This window comes from Anaerotignum sp., assembly GCF_031981185.1.
Taxonomy (GTDB): domain Bacteria; phylum Bacillota; class Clostridia; order Lachnospirales; family Anaerotignaceae; genus Chakrabartyella.
The window spans coordinates 91199-110032 of record NZ_DALYUL010000004.1 but is presented as its reverse complement, the minus strand read 5'-3'; the positions used below and the strand labels follow the sequence as shown (position 1 = coordinate 110032).

The 18834-nt window shown below is 37.9% G+C and carries 18 protein-coding genes; 6 read left to right on the top strand and 12 right to left on the bottom strand.

What is annotated here, in order from left to right:
* Positions 1 to 32: 32 nt before the first annotated feature.
* The gene (locus RTK36_RS03375; protein WP_312044341.1) at positions 33 to 632 is read right to left on the bottom strand and encodes a site-2 protease family protein; all 600 of its coding nucleotides are present in this window, start codon (positions 630 to 632) and stop codon (positions 33 to 35) included.
* A gap of 171 nt (positions 633 to 803) precedes the next feature.
* Between RTK36_RS03375 and RTK36_RS03370 the strand changes: the two genes are divergently transcribed.
* Together RTK36_RS03370 and RTK36_RS03365 are read left to right on the top strand one after the other, a co-directional pair.
* Complete coding sequence (locus RTK36_RS03370) at positions 804 to 1010, top strand: helix-turn-helix transcriptional regulator (RefSeq protein WP_312044339.1); 207 nt, start codon at positions 804 to 806, stop codon at positions 1008 to 1010.
* A complete protein-coding gene (locus RTK36_RS03365) occupies positions 1007 to 1438 on the top strand; it encodes a hypothetical protein (protein WP_312044337.1) in 432 nt (143 codons plus the stop codon). The genes RTK36_RS03370 and RTK36_RS03365 overlap by 4 nt, the downstream gene beginning before the upstream one ends.
* Before the next feature lie 91 nt (positions 1439 to 1529).
* Here RTK36_RS03365 and RTK36_RS03360 read toward each other — a convergent pair whose 3' ends face one another.
* From RTK36_RS03360 to RTK36_RS03315, 10 genes are all read right to left on the bottom strand, one after another.
* Positions 1530 to 2444, bottom strand: a complete 915-nt coding sequence (locus tag RTK36_RS03360; protein WP_312044335.1) for a ketopantoate reductase family protein — start codon at positions 2442 to 2444, stop codon at positions 1530 to 1532.
* A gap of 25 nt (positions 2445 to 2469) precedes the next feature.
* Positions 2470 to 3417: a hypothetical protein gene (locus RTK36_RS03355; protein WP_312044333.1), complete on the bottom strand. Its 948-nt coding sequence runs from the start codon at positions 3415 to 3417 to the stop codon at positions 2470 to 2472.
* 13 nt (positions 3418 to 3430) lie between these two features.
* The gene (locus RTK36_RS03350; protein WP_442871332.1) at positions 3431 to 4678 is read right to left on the bottom strand and encodes a glutamate-5-semialdehyde dehydrogenase; all 1248 of its coding nucleotides are present in this window, start codon (positions 4676 to 4678) and stop codon (positions 3431 to 3433) included.
* 2 nt (positions 4679 to 4680) lie between these two features.
* Positions 4681 to 5244 (bottom strand): 5-formyltetrahydrofolate cyclo-ligase, encoded by a 564-nt coding sequence (locus RTK36_RS03345; RefSeq protein WP_312044329.1) that lies wholly within the window; start codon positions 5242 to 5244, stop codon positions 4681 to 4683.
* Positions 5241 to 5933, bottom strand: a complete 693-nt coding sequence (locus RTK36_RS03340; protein WP_312044327.1) for a DUF2085 domain-containing protein — start codon at positions 5931 to 5933, stop codon at positions 5241 to 5243. Before RTK36_RS03340 ends, RTK36_RS03345 begins: the two co-directional genes overlap by 4 nt.
* A complete protein-coding gene (locus RTK36_RS03335) occupies positions 5870 to 6349 on the bottom strand; it encodes a hypothetical protein (protein WP_312044324.1) in 480 nt (159 codons plus the stop codon). Before RTK36_RS03335 ends, RTK36_RS03340 begins: the two co-directional genes overlap by 64 nt.
* 24 nt (positions 6350 to 6373) lie before the next feature.
* Entirely contained in the window at positions 6374 to 7168 is a 795-nt protein-coding gene (gene proB / locus RTK36_RS03330; protein WP_331654936.1) for a glutamate 5-kinase, read from the bottom strand.
* 225 nt (positions 7169 to 7393) lie between these two features.
* The gene (locus RTK36_RS03325) at positions 7394 to 7543 is read right to left on the bottom strand and encodes a hypothetical protein (RefSeq protein ID WP_312044322.1); all 150 of its coding nucleotides are present in this window, start codon (positions 7541 to 7543) and stop codon (positions 7394 to 7396) included.
* Positions 7544 to 7563: 20 nt separating this feature from the next.
* Positions 7564 to 10107: a diguanylate cyclase gene (locus RTK36_RS03320; RefSeq protein ID WP_312044320.1), complete on the bottom strand. Its 2544-nt coding sequence runs from the start codon at positions 10105 to 10107 to the stop codon at positions 7564 to 7566.
* Between the two features lie 574 nt (positions 10108 to 10681).
* Positions 10682 to 12358 carry a glutamine--tRNA ligase/YqeY domain fusion protein gene (locus RTK36_RS03315; RefSeq protein WP_331654935.1) on the bottom strand — a complete coding sequence of 559 codons (1677 nt, stop codon included), beginning with the start codon at positions 12356 to 12358 and terminating at the stop codon, positions 10682 to 10684.
* A gap of 611 nt (positions 12359 to 12969) precedes the next feature.
* Here RTK36_RS03315 and RTK36_RS03310 point away from each other — a divergent pair.
* From RTK36_RS03310 to RTK36_RS03295, 4 genes are all read left to right on the top strand, one after another.
* Positions 12970 to 13425 carry a DUF5721 family protein gene (locus RTK36_RS03310; RefSeq protein ID WP_312044318.1) on the top strand — a complete coding sequence of 152 codons (456 nt, stop codon included), beginning with the start codon at positions 12970 to 12972 and terminating at the stop codon, positions 13423 to 13425.
* 122 nt (positions 13426 to 13547) lie between these two features.
* Entirely contained in the window at positions 13548 to 15566 is a 2019-nt protein-coding gene (gene htpG / locus RTK36_RS03305) for a molecular chaperone HtpG (protein ID WP_312044316.1), read from the top strand.
* 420 nt (positions 15567 to 15986) lie between these two features.
* Positions 15987 to 16487, top strand: a complete 501-nt coding sequence (locus tag RTK36_RS03300; protein WP_312044314.1) for a hypothetical protein — start codon at positions 15987 to 15989, stop codon at positions 16485 to 16487.
* 206 nt (positions 16488 to 16693) lie between these two features.
* Positions 16694 to 18376, top strand: a complete 1683-nt coding sequence (locus RTK36_RS03295; protein ID WP_312044312.1) for a carbon starvation CstA family protein — start codon at positions 16694 to 16696, stop codon at positions 18374 to 18376.
* An 81-nt stretch (positions 18377 to 18457) separates the two neighbouring features.
* On the opposite strand, the gene RTK36_RS03290 is transcribed toward RTK36_RS03295, so the two are convergent.
* A partial coding sequence (locus RTK36_RS03290) for an exodeoxyribonuclease III (RefSeq protein WP_312044310.1) occupies positions 18458 to 18834 on the bottom strand: 377 nt, incomplete at its 5' end.

Below are 18834 nucleotides of genomic sequence, written 5' to 3'. Positions count from 1 at the left end.
TGTAATCTGCTCCAATTTTCACACCCTCTGCTCTACAGAATCATACCCATAAACTGAATGATGGCATTGATAATCACATTAAAAAAGCCACCAGCGAGGCCAACAAAAAGCAAAAGCAAAAAAACTAATTGAATCATTTTTTCATATTGCAAATATTGAAAATATCTATTGGCAGGTATGGATACAGAAAGCACCTTTGCACAGTCCATGGGCGCAACAGGTAAAACATTATACACAGCCAATCCTACGTTATAATAGCATAGGTAATTAAAAAGCATTGCTAAATACATATTGTTATTAAAAATTTTGCTTTGTAAAATTAAAAAAACCAAACCAAACACCAGATTCACCACAGAGGGCAATATTGCAACCAAAAGGGTATCTCTTTTTCGGTTTTTATAATATAGTGCACTGGTCTCTACTGGTTTTCCCCAACCAAAACCACCACTGTAAAACAACAACAAAAATCCAATGGGTTCAAAGTGTTTCAAAGGATTTAAGGTGAAACGCCCTTTGTTTTTGGGCAAGGTATCTCCCAACGCCGTAGAAACTGCAGCCCTTGTAAATTCATGAATGGTAGTTGCAAAAATAATACCAGGGATACTAAATAAAAAAATCAAAAAATAATTCATTCTCTCAAATTCCTTTCCAAAAATTCCTTCTTTGCTTTTTTCATGATAACAGAAATTCAAACCCCAGTCAATTTTACCTTTATTACATTTTTTTCGCAAAGTACACTTGACATTATGTGCAAAGCATACTATACTAAAAGCAAAGTTAGCTTTGCAGAAAGGAGAACGTATATGGAAACACGAATCGCCGAACTAAGGCGCCAACAAAAATTATCCCAAGAAGATTTGGCTAAGGCTGTGGGTGTAACCCGACAAACGATAACCTCACTAGAGGTAGGGAAATATACTGCATCACTGTTTCTGGCCCACAAAATCGCACGTTTTTTCAAATTAACCATTGAAGATATTTTTTTATTTGAGAAGGAGGAAAATAAATGAACACCGTAAACTATGAAAAACGTCTAAATCTGCGCCTTTATATAAATATTGGCTGCATGATTGCTTCTATCATTTTATTTGCAATTACCTTTTGCAGCAAAAACTTTGAATCATTAAGGCCTATGTACACAGGCTCCTTTATCGGTCTTTTTGTGGTTTCACTCTTATTGTTTATTAAAAACAAATCCCTTATAAAAAACCCCGAAAAGATGAAGAAACTTGAGCTGTTGGAAACAGATGAGAGAAATATCTATATACTTCGGGTAAGCTATACCATTTTCACCTATGTATCTGTTGGTATTATATATGTTTCTATGTTGATTTCCGGTTTTTTCTCCATAACCGTTTTCTATACCCTAGAGACCCTGCTTTGTGTTGACCTTCTGCTCATCCTTTTGATTCGTCACATAGTAGAAAAAAAATATTAAACTGCATCAGTTCTCTACTATGCAAAGAAGGGAAGTGGCAAAACATTTTGTTTTGTCCTTCCCTTTTTCTTTCAAGCTCTAATATGCCAAGTTATTTTCCTGCTTTCCCTTCATACACCTTTTTCATATAAGGTACCAGAACACCCAGCTCTTGGGCTAATTTGCAGCCACCACCTACCACCCATTCAAATTCCGTTTCCTCTTTTCCTTCACGAATATCTCTATATAAAGAAGAAATAGTCTGGGGGGGCAGAGTTAAAAAGTGCTGATAATATTTATCGGGCATTTCCTCCATGCCTTTAACCCCTGATGCCTTTGCCAAACGGAGGATATCTTCATAAATGCCTCGTAAAAACTCCATTTTTTTGGTATCCTTTTGAATTTCTCCCGCTTCACAGTCAAAATAGATGAATGCGCAGCTATTACCACACATCATGGCATACTTTTCCCAAAGGGCCTTCATAATATCCTGCCCGTAGTCAGAAGGTAACCCTCCTTCATTAAGCATTGCAACAAGCTGTTTGGCCTTTTCATTGTCTTTTCCATCTGCAAAGCCGATGCCGATACGCAAAAGCTCTCCACGGTTAATCACATGTCCTTTTTCCACAATATTAGAAAAACAATAAATAAAGCTGTCACTCACGACACACTTTTTATTGAGCCAATCCGAAACATACCTGGACGACATAATCCCATTTTGCAAAGGAACAACCAAGGTGTTTTCCCCTATAATATCCCTATATTTTTGGCAGGCTGTCTCCAAACCATAGCTTTTACTGCAAAGAAACAAGACATCTACCAAACCAATTTCCTTAGGATCATCGGATACCAAACCTGGTTGAATTCTTTGATTTCCCAATTTCTCAGACTCCAGAAATAAACCTTCTCGCTTTAGAACCTTTTTTGTCTCTCCTCGGGCAATAAAAATCAGATTTTTTTCATATTTCTTTAATCCCCCTGCAACGGTAGCTCCCACAGCACCAAGTCCCAATATGGCAATTTTCATTGTATCCCCCATTTCTTTCAATTCATTAATACCTTAGTGGAATATCCGATAGGGTAACGGGAATATTATCAAGGCCTTGCCCCATCAAAAAGGACCGCATACCCCGCACTGCTATATCACTGTTATTTTTTGCACCTACAGTAACAGAAGTCAATGGAATGGGCGATGCAAATCCATCCAGTTCCACCATAATATATGGTAAAAATATCTGGTTTAAAATGCGAAATCTAGGTTGACCGCCCCGATCTGTTCGTAGAGGAGAAAATACAAAACGATATTCTTCTTCTCCCTTAAAAAATTCACTTTTAAAGAACATGGCATAAACAGAGCAAACCATAGCCATGTCTCCCCCAATTTCCATTAATGCTTCATCACCGATTTCCGCATTTTCTTCAAATATAGTATCCAAGTCAACGAAACCATCATTCACACCCCTGTGGACACAGGCAATCAGCGCATCCAAAAGACAGGAAATTTGAACCTCCTCATTATAAATGACCGTTCCATGTAAAAAAGACCTGCCGGTAAATCCTTGCACCAGCTTTTCATAATCAAACCCAAGACAATACCCTCTAAAATCAGTAAATTCAGCCCAAAGTAATGCGCTGTTATCCAGCTTGGAGAAGGAAATTACGTAAAAACTCTTGTTCTCATGGTCTGGCACACAAACCGTTTGACAGGAGGGAGTAATAATAGCCAGTTCATCCATCTCTGCCTTTATAGTTTTATATAATCTCTTGCCCAATTCCTTATTTACGATATAGGTGTCGATTACTTTTTCTAAAATCTCTAAAGAATATAAAAACTCAAGTTTGTCATTTAAAAAGTCACTTTTTGTGGCAATAAACTGCCTGTTTTCAATAATGCCTTGAACCCCTTCTGCAGCGGTATAGTGGTACAATTTGTCACCTTTATCACAAAGAGGCACTCGCACCCAGTCATCTAAATATTTTGTTGTTCTATTTGCATCCACCAAACATCCTCCATTACTGTCTTATTTGCCCGTTTCCATAAATAATGTATTTCGTCGTGGTCAGTTCTTTCAATCCCATGGGTCCCCTTGCATGGAGCTTCTGAGTGCTAATACCAATTTCTGCGCCAAAACCAAATTGTCCGCCGTCAGTGAAACGGGTAGAAGCATTCACGTATACTGCTGCGGCATCTACTTCATTCAAAAAACGCTGAGCGTTAGTATAGTTTTCTGTAAGAATTGCCTCAGAATGCCCGGTAGAATATTTACGTATATGTCTGATGGCCTCATCAATATGAGAAACCACTCTGGTAGAGATAATATAATCCGTAAATTCCGTTGCCCAATCTTCCTCTACTGCTGGAACAGATCCAGAAATCAGGGCACAGGTTGTTTCGTCTCCACGAATTTCAACAGCTTTTTCCTGTAAAGCCTTCCCCACCATGGGGAGAAATGTTTCTGCAATCTTTTTATGCACCAAAAGACTTTCGCAAGCGTTGCAAACACCGGGACGCTGGGTTTTCGCATTCATCACAATAGCCACAGCCTGATCTAAGTTTGCAGTCTCATCCACAAAAATATGGCAGTTTCCAACGCCCGTTTCAATTACAGGAACAGTACTGTTTTGCACCACACTTTGAATCAAACCTGCCCCACCCCGAGGGATCAATACATCCAAATATCCATTGAGCCTCATCATTTCATTGGCTGTCTCCCTTGAAGTGTCAGGCACCACCTGCACAATATCTCCTGGCAGTCCTACCTCTTCCATAGCTTTACGAAATACTGTTACAACGGCTTGATTGGTACGGAACGCTTCTTTGCCTCCCCTTAGTATAACCGCACTGCCTGCCTTTAAGCATAAGCCAAAGGCATCAGCGGTAACGTTTGGTCTAGCCTCGAAGATTATCCCAATTACACCCATAGGCACTCTTTTCTGTCCGATGATTAGCCCGTTGTCCATGGTCTTCATAGAGAGCATCTCGCCCACAGGGTCATCCAATGCCGCAACTTGACGAAGCCCCTCCGCCATCTCCTCAAGTCTCGCCTGTGTCAACGTCAAACGATCAATGAAGGCACCCTTGATGCCCGATGCCAGCGCCTCCTCCACATCCATCTGATTGGCTGAAAGAATCTCTTTCTCTGCCGCCAAAAGGGCCTCTGCACCATGGCAAAGGGCTTCATTTTTTTTCGGTGTGGATAATACCCCCAATACAACGGATGCATCCTTTGCTCTCTGCCCCATTTCAGTCAAAATACTCATCATTAAAAACCCCCTATCAAGCCATTTTCCGTTATAATACAATCAACGGGTTTATCAAATGCTTCCACTTGTAAATCAAAATCCATTACCTGAAAAGAAAACGCCACGGCAATTCTATGAATATACGGGTTTTGCTCAAAAAAACGATCGTAGAATCCACCGCCGTAACCATAACGATTCCCTTTTTTATCAAATACACTGCCTGGAACGAGAAATACATCCCCTTCCTTTGGTATTACCCTGTCTTCCCTTTCTTTTTCAGGCTCCATAACACCAAATCCACTTTTTTTCAGTTCAGAAAAAGAATCAATAGGCACAAAATACATTTCCCCTTTTGCTTTAGCAATGGGAACGGCAACCTTTTTTCCGTCTTTCCACGCTTGTTCAATCAAAGGATATGTGTTTACCTCTTTATCCATAGAAATAAAAGTGAATATCGTTTTTGCTTTTTCGTATCTTTCACTGCTTCTCAGGGTAGACATAATTTTATCACTTTTTAGTTGGCGTTCTTCTTCAGATAGTTCCTTGCGTTTTTGCAATATTTCTTGACGTAGCCTGTTTTTCATTGCCGCAACACCCCTATTGTCATAATAATCAGAAAACTTCCGCAAAATGATAACAGCCAAAAAGGCAGTTTTTTATTGCCGGCTATATTTTTCAAAATTAAATAAATCAAATCGCACCAAAAACATACAATTCCAAGCACAATAACCACAGAAGCAAAAAAGTAGCTTCCTATATTTAACCACAGAATGATTCCCCAGAAAAGGGTGATTCCCATTAACAAAATCTGTTCTGTAAAAGATTGAAAAATAGGTTTATTGTTTTCTGCTCCCACCGTAAAGTTTGCGCCCAAAAGAAAAAATCCTGGCAGTGATGCCCCTGCCAATGCACCGGTAACCACTCTTAATAACTGGGTACTTTCCCAAAATCCTAAATAACTGAAAAACCCATCAATCGAGATGGGGATAAAGGCTAAGGCTCCAAGAAGCATACCCTTGGTTGAAAAAGGTCTGTTCCCATGAAGCCTCTTAAAAACGAAAAAAAATATCATGGTAAAAAATATTCCCGCATAAATTCCAGTGCATCGTGCGCAGACAGGCAACTGCTGTCCCTGAAGGATAAAGCTGCGCTCTGCCATCTGGTGACAGACGGCAGAGCCAATCATTTTAAATATTGTATTCATAGCAATTAATAATAAGGGAAGTAATACATCATACTTCCGAAAATCCCAAAAACCCCCTGAATCACACAACACAATATCCAAAATGCCAGCATGATACTGCTAATGGTAATTAAGGTCTTACCAAATCTACTGTAATCCTCAATGGGACTTTTCAATAAAATTATACCTGCAATCAAGCCTGCAATCTGACCAAAACCACCTACAAAAAGAATTAAAAGAATCGTAATTACTTTTAACACCGTAGGAATAACCTGCTCTTGCACAGGCTTAGGTTCCTGTGATTGATAACTTTCCCAGCTTTTGGCTTCACTTTCTCCCTTAAATTTCTGAGAAGTACCATCTTTATCTTCAACGGTAAATTCATTGATTACCTCTGCATCATCCACATCAGCTTTGGTCGCATTCTTGCCTTCACTTAACGTACAAACAGGACACCCGAGACTTTCATCAAAAATCTCTCTCCCGCATTTTGGGCAAAAACCCATACAAATCACACTCCTTATAAATATCTATGCTTTCTTACTATTAAAAAATGTTCCTACGTCTTCGCCAGCTATCACTCGATGAATAATCGTTGGGTCCTCACCTAACACAATGGCCATTTTCACCTCAGCATCTTGACAAATCTCCGCCGCTTGCAATTTGGTGAGCATCCCTCCCACGCTAAAAGCTGAGCCTTTGTCGCCCGCCATCTGTCTAACCTCGTCCGTAACCCAATCTACGCAAGAAACGCGCTTCGCATCAGAATTCGATTTTGGATCACTGTCATATAGCCCATCAATATCCGTCATTAATATCAAAAGATCCGCACGAATAATTTCAGCTACTATAGCGGATAGCCTATCGTTATCAGAAATCCCTATTTCCTCCGTAGAGATACTGTCATTGGCATTGACAATGGGTATTACACCCAATTCCATCAATGTTTCCATTGTATTCTTTGTATTCTGATATCGTTCCTCACTGCCAACTTCTTCCTTGGTCAGCAAAACTTGTGCAACCGTTTGGTTATAACGATCAAAAAAATTATGATATATCTGCATTATCATAGCCTGTCCAACCGCTGCAGCAGCCTGTTTCTGGCGCATCACAGTGGGTCTTTCCTTCATACCCATGCGCACCGATCCAACACCAATTGCACCACTCGTAACCAATATAACATCCTTGCCGCTGTTTTTAAGGTCTGTTAGAACCCAAGCCAGCTCATCCATGCGCTTCAGGTTCAAAAGACCGTTGGGGTATGTAATGGTGGATGTTCCAACCTTAACAACAACACGATTGCAATCCTGCAATAATTCCCTCACATTAATCCTCTCCAATTCTTTTGTATAGACAAAGTATACTATATTTTTTCCTTGTTAAAAAGGGATTTCGAGAATACAAAGAAAATATTAAAGGTTTCTTTAAAGTTACAGTGTAATTTTTATCTGTGACTTTCTCTCTATTTTCAAGGAGTCTATACAGAAAACCACCTTTTAGCTTTATAGTTTAAACAGCTTTCATAAGTAGATTTTATTATAATGATGTGATTACATATCAAAATCACTTTCATCCATTTCCTTAATAACATGAATAAACAATTCTATTAATTGGGGGTCAAAATCCTTCCCAGAAAGCTCTTGTATTTCCTTCAACACCAAATCTGTATTGTAGCCGATATAATTATCTGCATTTTTCAATACCCTTTCTTCATATCTTCCTATAATTGCATCATTCTTGATATGAAAGGAATTTCCTCTCCTTTTAATCCCTTTGGCATTCCCGTTCCATCCCATTTTTCATGTAGCGCATAAACATAATCAGCCAAATCCAAGGTATTGTCAAATAGGTTCAGAATCCGAAATCCAACAATGGGGTGTTGATTCATCTGAAACTGTTCTTTTTCACTTAACTCATCTTTTTTGAAAATTTCTTCATCCAAAACAATTTTCCCAATCCCATGAATATAAGCAACATCTGTTAGGCGCTTTTGCTCATGCGCAGTAAGGCCTATTTTCCTGCCCATTCTATTAGATAATGAAACCACTCTTCCCGTGTAAACTTTTTCTATGGGATTTCTTTCATATAAGATTTTCAAAATTGACTGTATGGTATCAATACTATAATTTTTCTTGGACAGCAGTTTTTCTTTGTACATTTCTCTTTCCGCATTTCCCATTACCTTTTCGAAAATTTGAGCGCTATTATCTTTTGTATCAAATCCAATGGCAATGCTAGATTTTATGCCAAAAACTCTTTCTTTTGACATTTCAAATTTGATTTGCTTCATAATCTGTAAGGCTTCCTCGGCATCTGTTTTAGGTAACAAAACGATAAATTCGTCACCGCCAACTCTTGCGGCGATATCAATATCTCTGCAAGCCTTTTTTAGCACTTCTGCCGTCTTTTGAATAAGCATATCTCCGGCACCATGTCCGAATACATCATTCATTAGCTTCAGTCCATTTAAATCACCAAAAATAATTGAAATCGGAAAAAATAATGGATTGTCATATTCCTTCACCTTATCTTCATAACCACTTCTGTTCAAAAGACCGGTTAAAGCATCATGACTACCCAAATATTTAATTTTTGCTTCCCCTTCTTTTCTTTCAGTTATATCAATAAATGTGACAACGGCACCAATAATTTCTCCATTCTTTAACTTGGAGCGGGCATGATACGCTACGCTAATTTGGGTTCCATCAGCCTTCCAAAATATCTGTTCTTCTGCGGATACTTTTTCATTAGAAAGAATACACTTTAAAATAATATTATTGTTTAGAGGGTCCTTCTCACTGACCACTTCATGAAAAAGAATGGTATTAAGGTGTTCTCCAAGAATATTTTCTTGAGAATCATAGCCTAATAACTTAATACAACTGTTATTGCAAAAAATGCATTTTCCTGTTAAATCAATTCCCAAAATACCTTCAGCCGTACTGTCTAAAATCAAAAATAAGCTATCTTTTGTTCTATTTATTTCCTCATTTGCAAATTCCAGCGCTTTTGTTCGCTCCTTTACCTTGTCTTCTAAATTATTTACAAGCTCAAATATTCGATCCGCCATATAATTGAAGGAAAGACATAGATTTCCGATTTCATCATTTCTTATTTTTGATGCTCTGGTAGATAAATTGCCTGCTGCAATTTGATTTGAAACCAAAACCAAATCATCTATGGGCCTAAATAGCCACTTGATAAAAACTCGATAAATAATAACAATGCATAGAAATGCAATAATCATAATAAGTCCTGTTAACCTCATATTTGCGTATATTTCCTTGGTAAAAAGGTTACTTGGTATAGCCGATACAATAACCCAGTCCAAACCATCATTATGATAATTCACCACATTCACATAGTAACCTGTGTTCTGATACAAAAACTCAAATGTTTCGACTTGGTCTGTATTATATTTTTCCATGATTCCTGAAATGAATTCATTATTTAAATCGCTAACTTTATTCCTTTTAAAACTTCCATCTTCTAAAACTGTAAAATTATCTCCTTTAAAAGAATTTGCAATCAAAGTGCTTGTATCTTTCTCCAAAACCAGCGCATAACCTTGATACTCCTTTACCACCTCTTGCATATATTGATTAATGTTTGATAAATTCATATGGGTCCCCAATACCCCTAGCAGCTTGCCCTGCCCATCAAAAATGGGTACTGATGCAGATATTGTTAAATCTTCCATTACAAAATGCTTATAGACAGGTGAAAAGGTTTGCTTTCCTAGTGTTTTAGCGGAAATATACCAGTCTCTGGTTCTGGGGTCAAATTTGTTTGTCTTTAAGACAACCTCCCCTCGGGTTAAATCCCCATTAACAGAGTAATACCATGAACTTCCCCCCGTATTAGAATTATTATCTACAATTTGAATCTCCCCTTTTTCATTTCTTCTTGCCCCAACATATGTGCCATTCTCCATTCCATAAGTAAAACTATATATCTCGTCTTGATGGGATTGAATTATTCCAAGAAAATACTTGTCCCGCTCCCTCACTGAGGATAAATTGATAAGGTTTCTTTCAATTAGTTTTCCATTCACTTCATTGATATGCATTGGCACATTCATGAAAAGATTAATACGATTTGCAATCTCACGGTTAATATCAAAAGCCATTTTCTCTGTTATTTTCTCCGTAGATGATATCCAACGAAAAAAAACCATATCTCCAATGAAGAATACAGAAAAAAACATAATCAGAACAAAAGAAAGCATTATAATTTTACGCATCGATATATATTTATTTTTCATTTTGAGCACTTCCTCTCGCTAGAAATCGCAGATTATCGCCGTACCAAAAGGGTTACCAAAACCCTCCTTTAGTTTTCACTAAAGCCCAATTCCCCCTATAAATTAACCAATAAAAGAATTACATTTATAATTGATTTTATATTACCACAAAAAAAATTTGATGAAAATAAGAATTGTTATTATTTGTCTAATTATGCAAAAAAATTACATAAAATATTATATGGTCTTGCCTATTAAATGCCCTAAGAACTAAGTATTAAAAATTATGTACCTCTTCGCATATTTCCGCACTTAACAAGAAGATGAGTGTCTCCACTGTAATCCCTACGCTAATAAAACACCAAAAAACATATCGTGATATCATCCACAAATTACCATTTCCCACTAGAAACCCCATTCCTGACTTTCAAAAACAATTTACACCATAATCGCTCTTAAGACTTGCCACCAAGTAGCACTCATCTACTAGTGAAATGAAATACACTACATCTCATTTACAACAATGGCTTTGATAAAATTAGGGATGCCATAAAAAAAGACCAACGGATATGTGTTGTCCGTCGGTCTTTTTCATTTAAGATAATTTAAAAGAACTCTTTAGCGGTACAATGCGGTTAAATACCAATTTTTCCTCTGTGGTATCTTTAGTGTCTACAATGTAGTAGCCATTGCGCATAAATTGGAATCGCTCCCCTTTTGCGGCCTCTTTTACCGTCGTCTCGATAAAGCATTTCTTTACCTCTAAGGAATTGGGATTCATAATCATTTCTCCGTTGGAATCCTCAGGATTATCCAACATCATATAATCATATAATCTTGCTGTAGCCTGAACATTATCCGTTGCACTCACCCAGTGAAGTGTACCTTTTACTTTTCTTCCCTCAAAGCCACTGCCGCTTCTTGTTTCGGGATCATAAGTACAATGTACTTCTATAACGTTTCCATCTTCATCCTTCACAAAATCAGTACAAGTTACAAAATATGCACCTTTTAAGCGCACTTCCTTACCTGGAGCCAAACGGAAGAATTTTTTCACGGGCTCCTCCATGAAATCTTCTCTTTCTATATAGAGCTCTTTGGTGAAGGGCACTCTTCTTGTACCAAGTTCAGGGTTTTCTGGGTTGTTTTCCAGGTCCATCATTTCCACTTGACCATCAGGATAATTTGTAATAACCAGCTTCAATGGATCTAAAACCGCCATAACAACCTTTGCCTTCGCCTTCAAATCGTCACGAATACAGTAATCCAATAAACCGCTGTCAACCACACTGTTGGCCTTGGATACACCAATGCGCTCACAGAAATCTCGAATGGCTTCAGGCGTATATCCCCTGCGGCGCAAACCGCTGATGGTAGGCATACGGGGATCGTCCCAGCCATCAACTAGGCCATCCTCAACCAAAGCACGAAGTTTTCTTTTGCTCATTACTGTATTTGTCATCCCCAAACGTGCAAACTCAATCTGTCTGGGAGGGTTCACCAAAAATCCTGCTTCTCTTACTACCCAATCATATAAGGGGCGATGATCTTCAAACTCCATAGTACAAATGGAATGGGTGATTCCTTCAATGGCATCCTCCAACGGATGGGCAAAATCGTACATCGGATAAATGCACCATGTATCCCCTGTTGTGTGGTGGGTGGCGTGGGCAATTCTATAAATAACAGGGTCTCTCATGTTAATGTTAGGAGAGGCCATATCAATCTTCGCTCTGAGTGTGCGGGAACCATCAGGAAATTCCCCGTTTTTCATGCGTTCGAATAAATCCAAATTTTCTTCTACACTTCTATTGCGATAAGGGCTTTCCTTACCCGGTGTACTTAATGTTCCACGGTATTGGCGCATTTCCTCCGCTGGCAAGTCGCAAACAAAAGCTTTGCCTTCTCGAATCAACTTTAAAGCAACCTGATAGTACTGCTCAAAATAGCTGGATGCATAATATAATCTGTCTTCCCAATCAAAGCCCAGCCACTTTACATCCTCGCGGATAGAATCAACATATTCAACGTCTTCCTTTGCAGGGTTTGTATCGTCAAAACGTAGATTGCACTTTCCTCCGTAAAGATTTGCTAAACCAAAGTTCAGGCAGATGGATTTTGCATGTCCAATATGCAAATAGCCATTAGGTTCAGGTGGGAATCGGGTATGAATTTTATTTAATTCTCCCTTCAAGTCCTCCTGGATATAACTATGTATAAAGTTTCCAGTCGCACCTAATCCGCCATTTTCCATAATCTTTTCTTCTGCCATATTGCTATCCTCCCAAAATTGTGGTTGTACTACTATAAAACACTACAAAAATAAATAATGTTTCGTATCAACATTTTAATAAAGGATTCCCATTTTTTCACATTTCAAACATCATTGTGTCCAATGTAAAGTCCTTTTAAAATAAACGAAAGAAAGCACTGTTTTATCAATACTTAACTAGAAAGGTTGGTATCTTCAAGGTTTTATGAAGCCGTTTTAATGATAAACTTCCCTCTAGAAATATACAAAAAATAAATCAGCAGTTCCTTAAAACATCAATTCGTCTTATTACCAATGGATCAAATTGCTCTATTCTCGTTTCTAAACCAAAATGATCCATTCTCATGTCATAATTATAATATTATAATATAGCCTGTCTTTAAACGCAATTCATTTCCAAATAAATTTTGCCTGACTGTCACCCTCATCATTTTATTTGTTTTTTCTATCTTTTCATAGTAATATAAAACAGACATATGTAATAGGAATAAATTTTTACGATACAATTTATCATATAAGCTTTTATTAGTAGATTGAATAAAAGCAAAATTTATATTTTTGAAATTGTTTTTTTAAAGCATCATTTCTAAAATATTTCAGGAGGAACAACCATGTTAGCATTTACCGTTTTTGATACTAAAAAATTGATGGCATATCTATTAAAAGGAGATATTTTTGACCATTTTACTTTCCGTCAAGGGGAGATATCCTCCTTTGCCTCCTTTTCCATAAATGGCAAAAAAGAGGAAAGCTTCCTTACAGAGGAGGACCCCGAGCTATTTTGTCTTTGGGCGGACATCAAACCCTTTGTTTTTGAATCTGTAAAAGGCAAACGACTTCCTAAAAGCATGAAATTGGTATTTTCTCTTCCAAAGGAAAAAATCGAGAGGTACCCTAATGCTAAAGCAGTTTTTTTAAATCTTCTGTTTCGGGAGGGTACCCTTTTATGCACCACCTCTATTACAGAAGAAACATTTTCCTTAGAACAAAAAGCAACAAAGCAATGGGATGAAGATATTTTAGGCTTTTTCAAAAAGCATGAAATTCCAATTCAAATAGAGACGTAAATTTTGTTAGCACTCAATTAAATCGAGTGCTAATTTTTTATTGACTTTTTCTTCTCAATTGGCTAAAATTACAATGTATGATACATGCTACAAACAATTTTTGTTTTAGGAGGTTATGCGAAATGAACGAAAAAGGAAATCTATCCATTAATAGTGAAAATTTCCTGCCCATTATTAAGAAGTGGCTTTATACTGACAAGGATATTTTTGTCAGAGAATTGGTATCCAACGCCTGTGATGCTGTTACAAAATTGCAAAAGCTCACACGTATGGGGGAAGCAGAAATCCCCGACGACGAACAATTCGCAATCCGTGTTGTTTTAAATCAAGACCTTCATACGCTGCAAATCATCGACAACGGGATTGGCATGACTGCAGATGAAATCAAAAAATACATTAACCAAATCGCTTTTTCCGGAGCTACAGATTTTCTTGCCAAATTTCAAGAAAAAGCTGACCAGGAAAATGAAATCATCGGCCATTTTGGATTGGGCTTTTATTCCGCCTTTATGGTTGCCGATAAAGTAGAGATTGATACCCTTTCCTATCAGACCGGTGCCAAAGGGGCAAAATGGCTTTGCGAAGGTGGTATTGATTATGAAATGGACGGGGGTAACAGAGAATCTAGAGGTACCACCATTACCCTCTATTTAGGTACGGATGGCAAAGAATTCTTGGAAGAATCTACCCTTTATGCCGCCCTTCGCAAATATTGTTCCTTTATGCCAGTACCCATTTTCGTTGATATTGTGAAAGAACAAACCGAAGCTGAAAAAGAAGCTGAACAAAAAGAATCTAATACCATCCATATTTCTCCTGAAGAGGCGGAAACCCTCACCAAAGATGATGCTTTAGAAAAGCTTGAAGAAAAAAAAGCAGAAAATGAGGATACACCTAAGCCTTTAAACGATACCACTCCATTATGGCAAAAACAGCCCAATGACTGTACGGAGGAAGAGTATAAGGCTTTTTACCACAAAGTATTTTTTGATATGAATGATCCTTTGTTTTGGATTCATTTGAATATGGACTATCCCTTCCGCCTAAAGGGAATTTTATATTTCCCTAAGCTGGTGGAGCATATGGATGTAATGGATGGAGAAATTAAACTCTATGCCAATCAAGTATACATTGCTGATAATATCAAAGAGGTTGTGCCAGAATTTCTGCTCCTGTTAAAAGGTGTTTTGGATTGCCCCGATATGCCTCTAAACGTATCCCGTAGTGCATTGCAAAATGATGGCTATGTTGAAAAAATGAGCACCTATATCACAAAAAAAGTTGCCGATAAGCTGACACAGCTTTTCAAGAATGAGCGTTCCGCTTACGAAGGTTTCTGGAATAATATTGGCGTTTTCATTAAATATGGCTGTATGAGAGAAGAAAAATTTTATGATAAAGTGAAGGATGCGTTGTTATTCAAAACCACTGATGACGTATATGAAACCCTTCCTGAATATTTGGAAAAAAACAAAGAAAAGCATGAAAATAAGTTATTCTTTGTTTCTGACGAAAATTTACAGGCACAGTATATCCGTTTGTTTAAAGAACAGGGTCTTGAAGCGGCTATTTTCTCTACTCCCGTTGACAAACCCTTTGTCTCCTTCTTGGAGTATAAAAATTCGGGTATCTCTATCCAGCGCATTGATGCAGATATTTCTGAAACCTTACAGAAAAAAGATGATACAGAAATATCAGAAGCAAAAAAACAGGCTGAAGAGCATACAAGCGCACGGATGGAATCATTCTTCCAGGGAATTTTGCAAAACGATTCTCTGAAAGTAAGTGTGGAAGATTTGAAAGCCGAAAGTGTTTCGGCAATGCTTCTTTTAAGTGAAAAATCCCGACGTATGCTGGAAATGATGGAGGCATATGGAAATGCCACCGAATTAAAATCAATGTTTGCAGATGTTAAGCCGGAAGAAACCTTGGTTCTCAATCGCTCCAATGGCCTTGTAAAAAATCTGTTGGATATGAGCGAAAAAGAGGACAAGAAAGAGGATGCAGAAATGCTTTGCCGCCATGTTTATGATTTGGCGCTAATGAGCCATCGCCCTCTAACCTCACAGGAAATGACAAATTTTATTGACCGTAGTAATATTTTGTTAGAAAAGCTTTCTTTCTTAGAATCAGGAAAATAACCTTAAAACTTAATAAATAATCGGAACTCCCTAAAAACAATCCATACACCCTCATAAGGGCAAGGAAATTTCCTCCCCCTTATGACTTGTATATAACAATTCTTGTTTTTAGGGAGTTTTTATTGGGGAATTATGGGTCAACAAATCGATTTATACAAAAAAATATTTTATTACTATTTTTTTGCTTATTCATCAATATATCTAATAGTTTTTTTTCAAGTACAAAAACGTTATGTATATTGCATATTTTTTATCGAACTTTTTTTACTTTTTTGTAAATAAATGGCATTCTAATTATTTTTTTTTCTCTATCTGCTCTTAAGTTGCTGAATTAAATGGAAAAGTGACTTCCAAGTTGTAATACCACTTCCCATAGGAGTATACTAATATAAAACAACATAATAGATTCCGAGGTGACCTATGACAAAAGAACTTTTTTTACAAAAGCTTATGCCCTCCTATGAGGCTTTTTTCGATATCCAATATAATGTTGCTGTTGGTTCCAGCCAATTTCCAGCCATTGCTCAGTTCCACTCACGCTCAGAAAAATATGTTCTGGTGCGTTCAGCAAAGCTTTGGGCAACGGAAATGAATGAATATGCATACTTCGCCTTTGCCGATGTTCCAGACACAGAAAGTTTTATTTCCTTGAAAAAAGAGGTCTTACAACTTGGCTTAGCTCAGATTAAGCCCCATAGTGAGCACATGTATTCCTACGTAACTTTAATTTTAATTTCAGATTTGCTTCCTGATGAAATCATTCAGCAAATAAAAAAAACCTACTACCATAAAACCTATCTATTTTCCTTACATGGATGGATGCACCTTAGAATCGCTGCGGTAGACCTCAGCAACGGAAAGGTCTATTCTAATCACAGGGGGAAAGAACTCCTGCCGTTGCTGCAAAATATTTTATCTTAGGAGTCACTGGTTTGATGCAGGGTGTACGAATTGTGAGTAAAATTATTCCGTGGTAAAAGAAGAATTGTTAGTGTGGCATCTTACGCTCTTAATTTTTTTTACGTAGTTGAACTGGAATATTTTTCTATCAAGCGTTCACTCAGAATAAATCAGCGTTTCCACAATCATCTATATTTTAATGCATTTCCTTGGAAAGGAGGATATTTATGAATTCATTGTTATTATTAATCATCTCCGTTGCTGTTCTTCTTATTGGCTACATTACATACGGCAGCTGGCTGGCTAAGGAGTGGGGGGTTGATCCCTCAAAAGAAACACCCTCACACACCCAGCAGGATGGTGTGGACTATGTCCCTGCAAAAGCTCCTGTTTTGATGGGTCACCACTTTGCATCGATTGCGGGTGCAGGTCCCATAAACGGTCCCATTCAGGCAGCTATTTTTGGTTGGCTTCCTGTATTACTTTGGATCCTCATTGGCGGTATTTTCTTTGGTGCTGTTCAAGATTTTTCATCTATTTTTGCATCAATCCGTCACAAAGGAAAATCAATTGGTTATGTCATTGAGCAAAACGTTGGTGCAAAAGCGAAAAAGTTGTTTTTAATTTTTGCTTATCTAACCTTGCTCCTTGTTGTTGCCGCTTTTGCAAGTATTGTTGTTGGAACCTTTAACGGCTTCACCCCAGAGGGTGACATCATTCCAGCAAATGGCTCCACAGCAACAATCTCGGTATTATTCATTATTATTGCAATTATTTTCGGGGCTTTGGTCTATCGTAAAAACGCACCTCTTAGTGTGGCAACTGTTGTGGGCATTATTGCCATTATCGCTTGTATTACCATTGGTCTAAAATTCCCCATTTATTTATCAGCAAACACATGGTTAATCCTTATTCTTATCTACATTTTTATTGCTTCTGTCACACCGGTTTGGATTTTGCTTCAACCCAGAGATTATTTAAATTCATTCCTTTTGTATGGTATGATGATTGCGGCTGTGATAGGTATTGTCGGAAGCCACCCTGCCGTTGCTCTGCCTGCCTTCACTGGATTTTCCGGAATCGATGGAAATAGCGCCTTGTTCCCAATGCTCTTTATCACCGTTGCCTGTGGTGCCATTTCCGGCTTCCATAGCTTGGTTGGTTCTGGTACAACTTCCAAACAACTTAATTCTGAAAAAGATGCCAAAATTATTGGTTTCGGTGGAATGTTAATTGAGTGTGCTTTGGCAGTTATCTCTTTAATCGCAGTGGGCATTCTTTTTGCTGATGGCGCTATGCCCAAGGGCACGCCTACTCAGGTTTTTGCAACAGGAATTGCATCCATGATTGCTGCTATCGGTTTGGAATCCGCATATGATGTGGCCTATGCAGTTATCATATTAGCTGTATCAGCATTCTGCCTCACCTCTTTGGATACAGCAACAAGACTGGCTAGATATATGTTCCAGGAGTTCTTTATTCCCGAAGGAACCGATGCAAAAACATTAACAGGTTTCAAAAAAGTTTGTGCAAATCCATTTTTTGCAACGCTTGTTACTGTTATCATCGGTGGTGTTATGGCGGCTGGCGGTTATGCTAAAATTTGGCCTCTATTCGGTTCAGCCAATCAGCTCTTAGCAGCGCTGGCTCTCTTGGCTGCGGCTGCTTGGTTAGGTAATATTGGCAAAAACAATAAAATGTTTATTGTGCCAATGATTTTCATGCTTATTGCAACATTAAGTGCATTGGTTGTTACGTTAATTAAAAACGTAAAAGCTTTTTCTGCTGGAACTGCGACCCTTTCAACAGAAGGATTGCAAATCCTATTCATCGTTTTATTGATTGCTCTGGCAATTGATTTGGCGATTGAAGGATGCCGTGTTATTTTCCGCAAAAAGAAAACTGCATAAATTGCTATTATGCAGATAAATTAATGCAGATAAAATATAGATGATAAAAGACCCGTGGATTCACGGGTCTTTTTTATCGAATTAAAACGTAATCTCCAATTCCACAGGGCAATGATCTGATCCCATAATGTGGCTATGAATCTTTGCATCCACAAGCTTTTCTTTTAGTCTTTCAGAAACAACATAATAATCAATGCGCCATCCTGCGTTGTTTTTTCTGGCATTAAAACGATAGCTCCACCAAGAATAATTACCCTTTGCATCCGGATAAAAGAAACGATATGTATCAACAAACCCGACACTTAACAGCTGGGTAAACTTCCCTCTTTCTTCATCTGTAAACCCGGCACTGCGCCTGTTAGAAGATGGGTTTTTCAGGTCAATTTCATTATGGGCAACATTTAGGTCACCGCAGATAATCACAGGCTTTCTCTGGTCTAAATCAGAAACATACCCCC

Coding starts and splice junctions, on each gene's coding strand:
- RTK36_RS03375 (WP_312044341.1), bottom strand. CDS start 632: ATGAATTATTTTTTGATTTTTTTATTTAGTATCCCTGGTATTATTTTT.
- RTK36_RS03370 (WP_312044339.1), top strand. CDS start 804: ATGGAAACACGAATCGCCGAACTAAGGCGCCAACAAAAATTATCCCAA.
- RTK36_RS03365 (WP_312044337.1), top strand. CDS start 1,007: ATGAACACCGTAAACTATGAAAAACGTCTAAATCTGCGCCTTTATATA.
- RTK36_RS03360 (WP_312044335.1), bottom strand. CDS start 2,444: ATGAAAATTGCCATATTGGGACTTGGTGCTGTGGGAGCTACCGTTGCA.
- RTK36_RS03350 (WP_442871332.1), bottom strand. CDS start 4,678: ATGAGTATTTTGACTGAAATGGGGCAGAGAGCAAAGGATGCATCCGTT.
- RTK36_RS03345 (WP_312044329.1), bottom strand. CDS start 5,244: ATGAAAAACAGGCTACGTCAAGAAATATTGCAAAAACGCAAGGAACTA.
- RTK36_RS03335 (WP_312044324.1), bottom strand. CDS start 6,349: ATGGGTTTTTGCCCAAAATGCGGGAGAGAGATTTTTGATGAAAGTCTC.
- RTK36_RS03320 (WP_312044320.1), bottom strand. CDS start 10,107: ATGAAAAATAAATATATATCGATGCGTAAAATTATAATGCTTTCTTTT.
- RTK36_RS03315 (WP_331654935.1), bottom strand. CDS start 12,358: ATGGCAGAAGAAAAGATTATGGAAAATGGCGGATTAGGTGCGACTGGA.
- RTK36_RS03310 (WP_312044318.1), top strand. CDS start 12,970: ATGTTAGCATTTACCGTTTTTGATACTAAAAAATTGATGGCATATCTA.
- htpG (WP_312044316.1), top strand. CDS start 13,548: ATGAACGAAAAAGGAAATCTATCCATTAATAGTGAAAATTTCCTGCCC.
- RTK36_RS03300 (WP_312044314.1), top strand. CDS start 15,987: ATGACAAAAGAACTTTTTTTACAAAAGCTTATGCCCTCCTATGAGGCT.
- RTK36_RS03295 (WP_312044312.1), top strand. CDS start 16,694: ATGAATTCATTGTTATTATTAATCATCTCCGTTGCTGTTCTTCTTATT.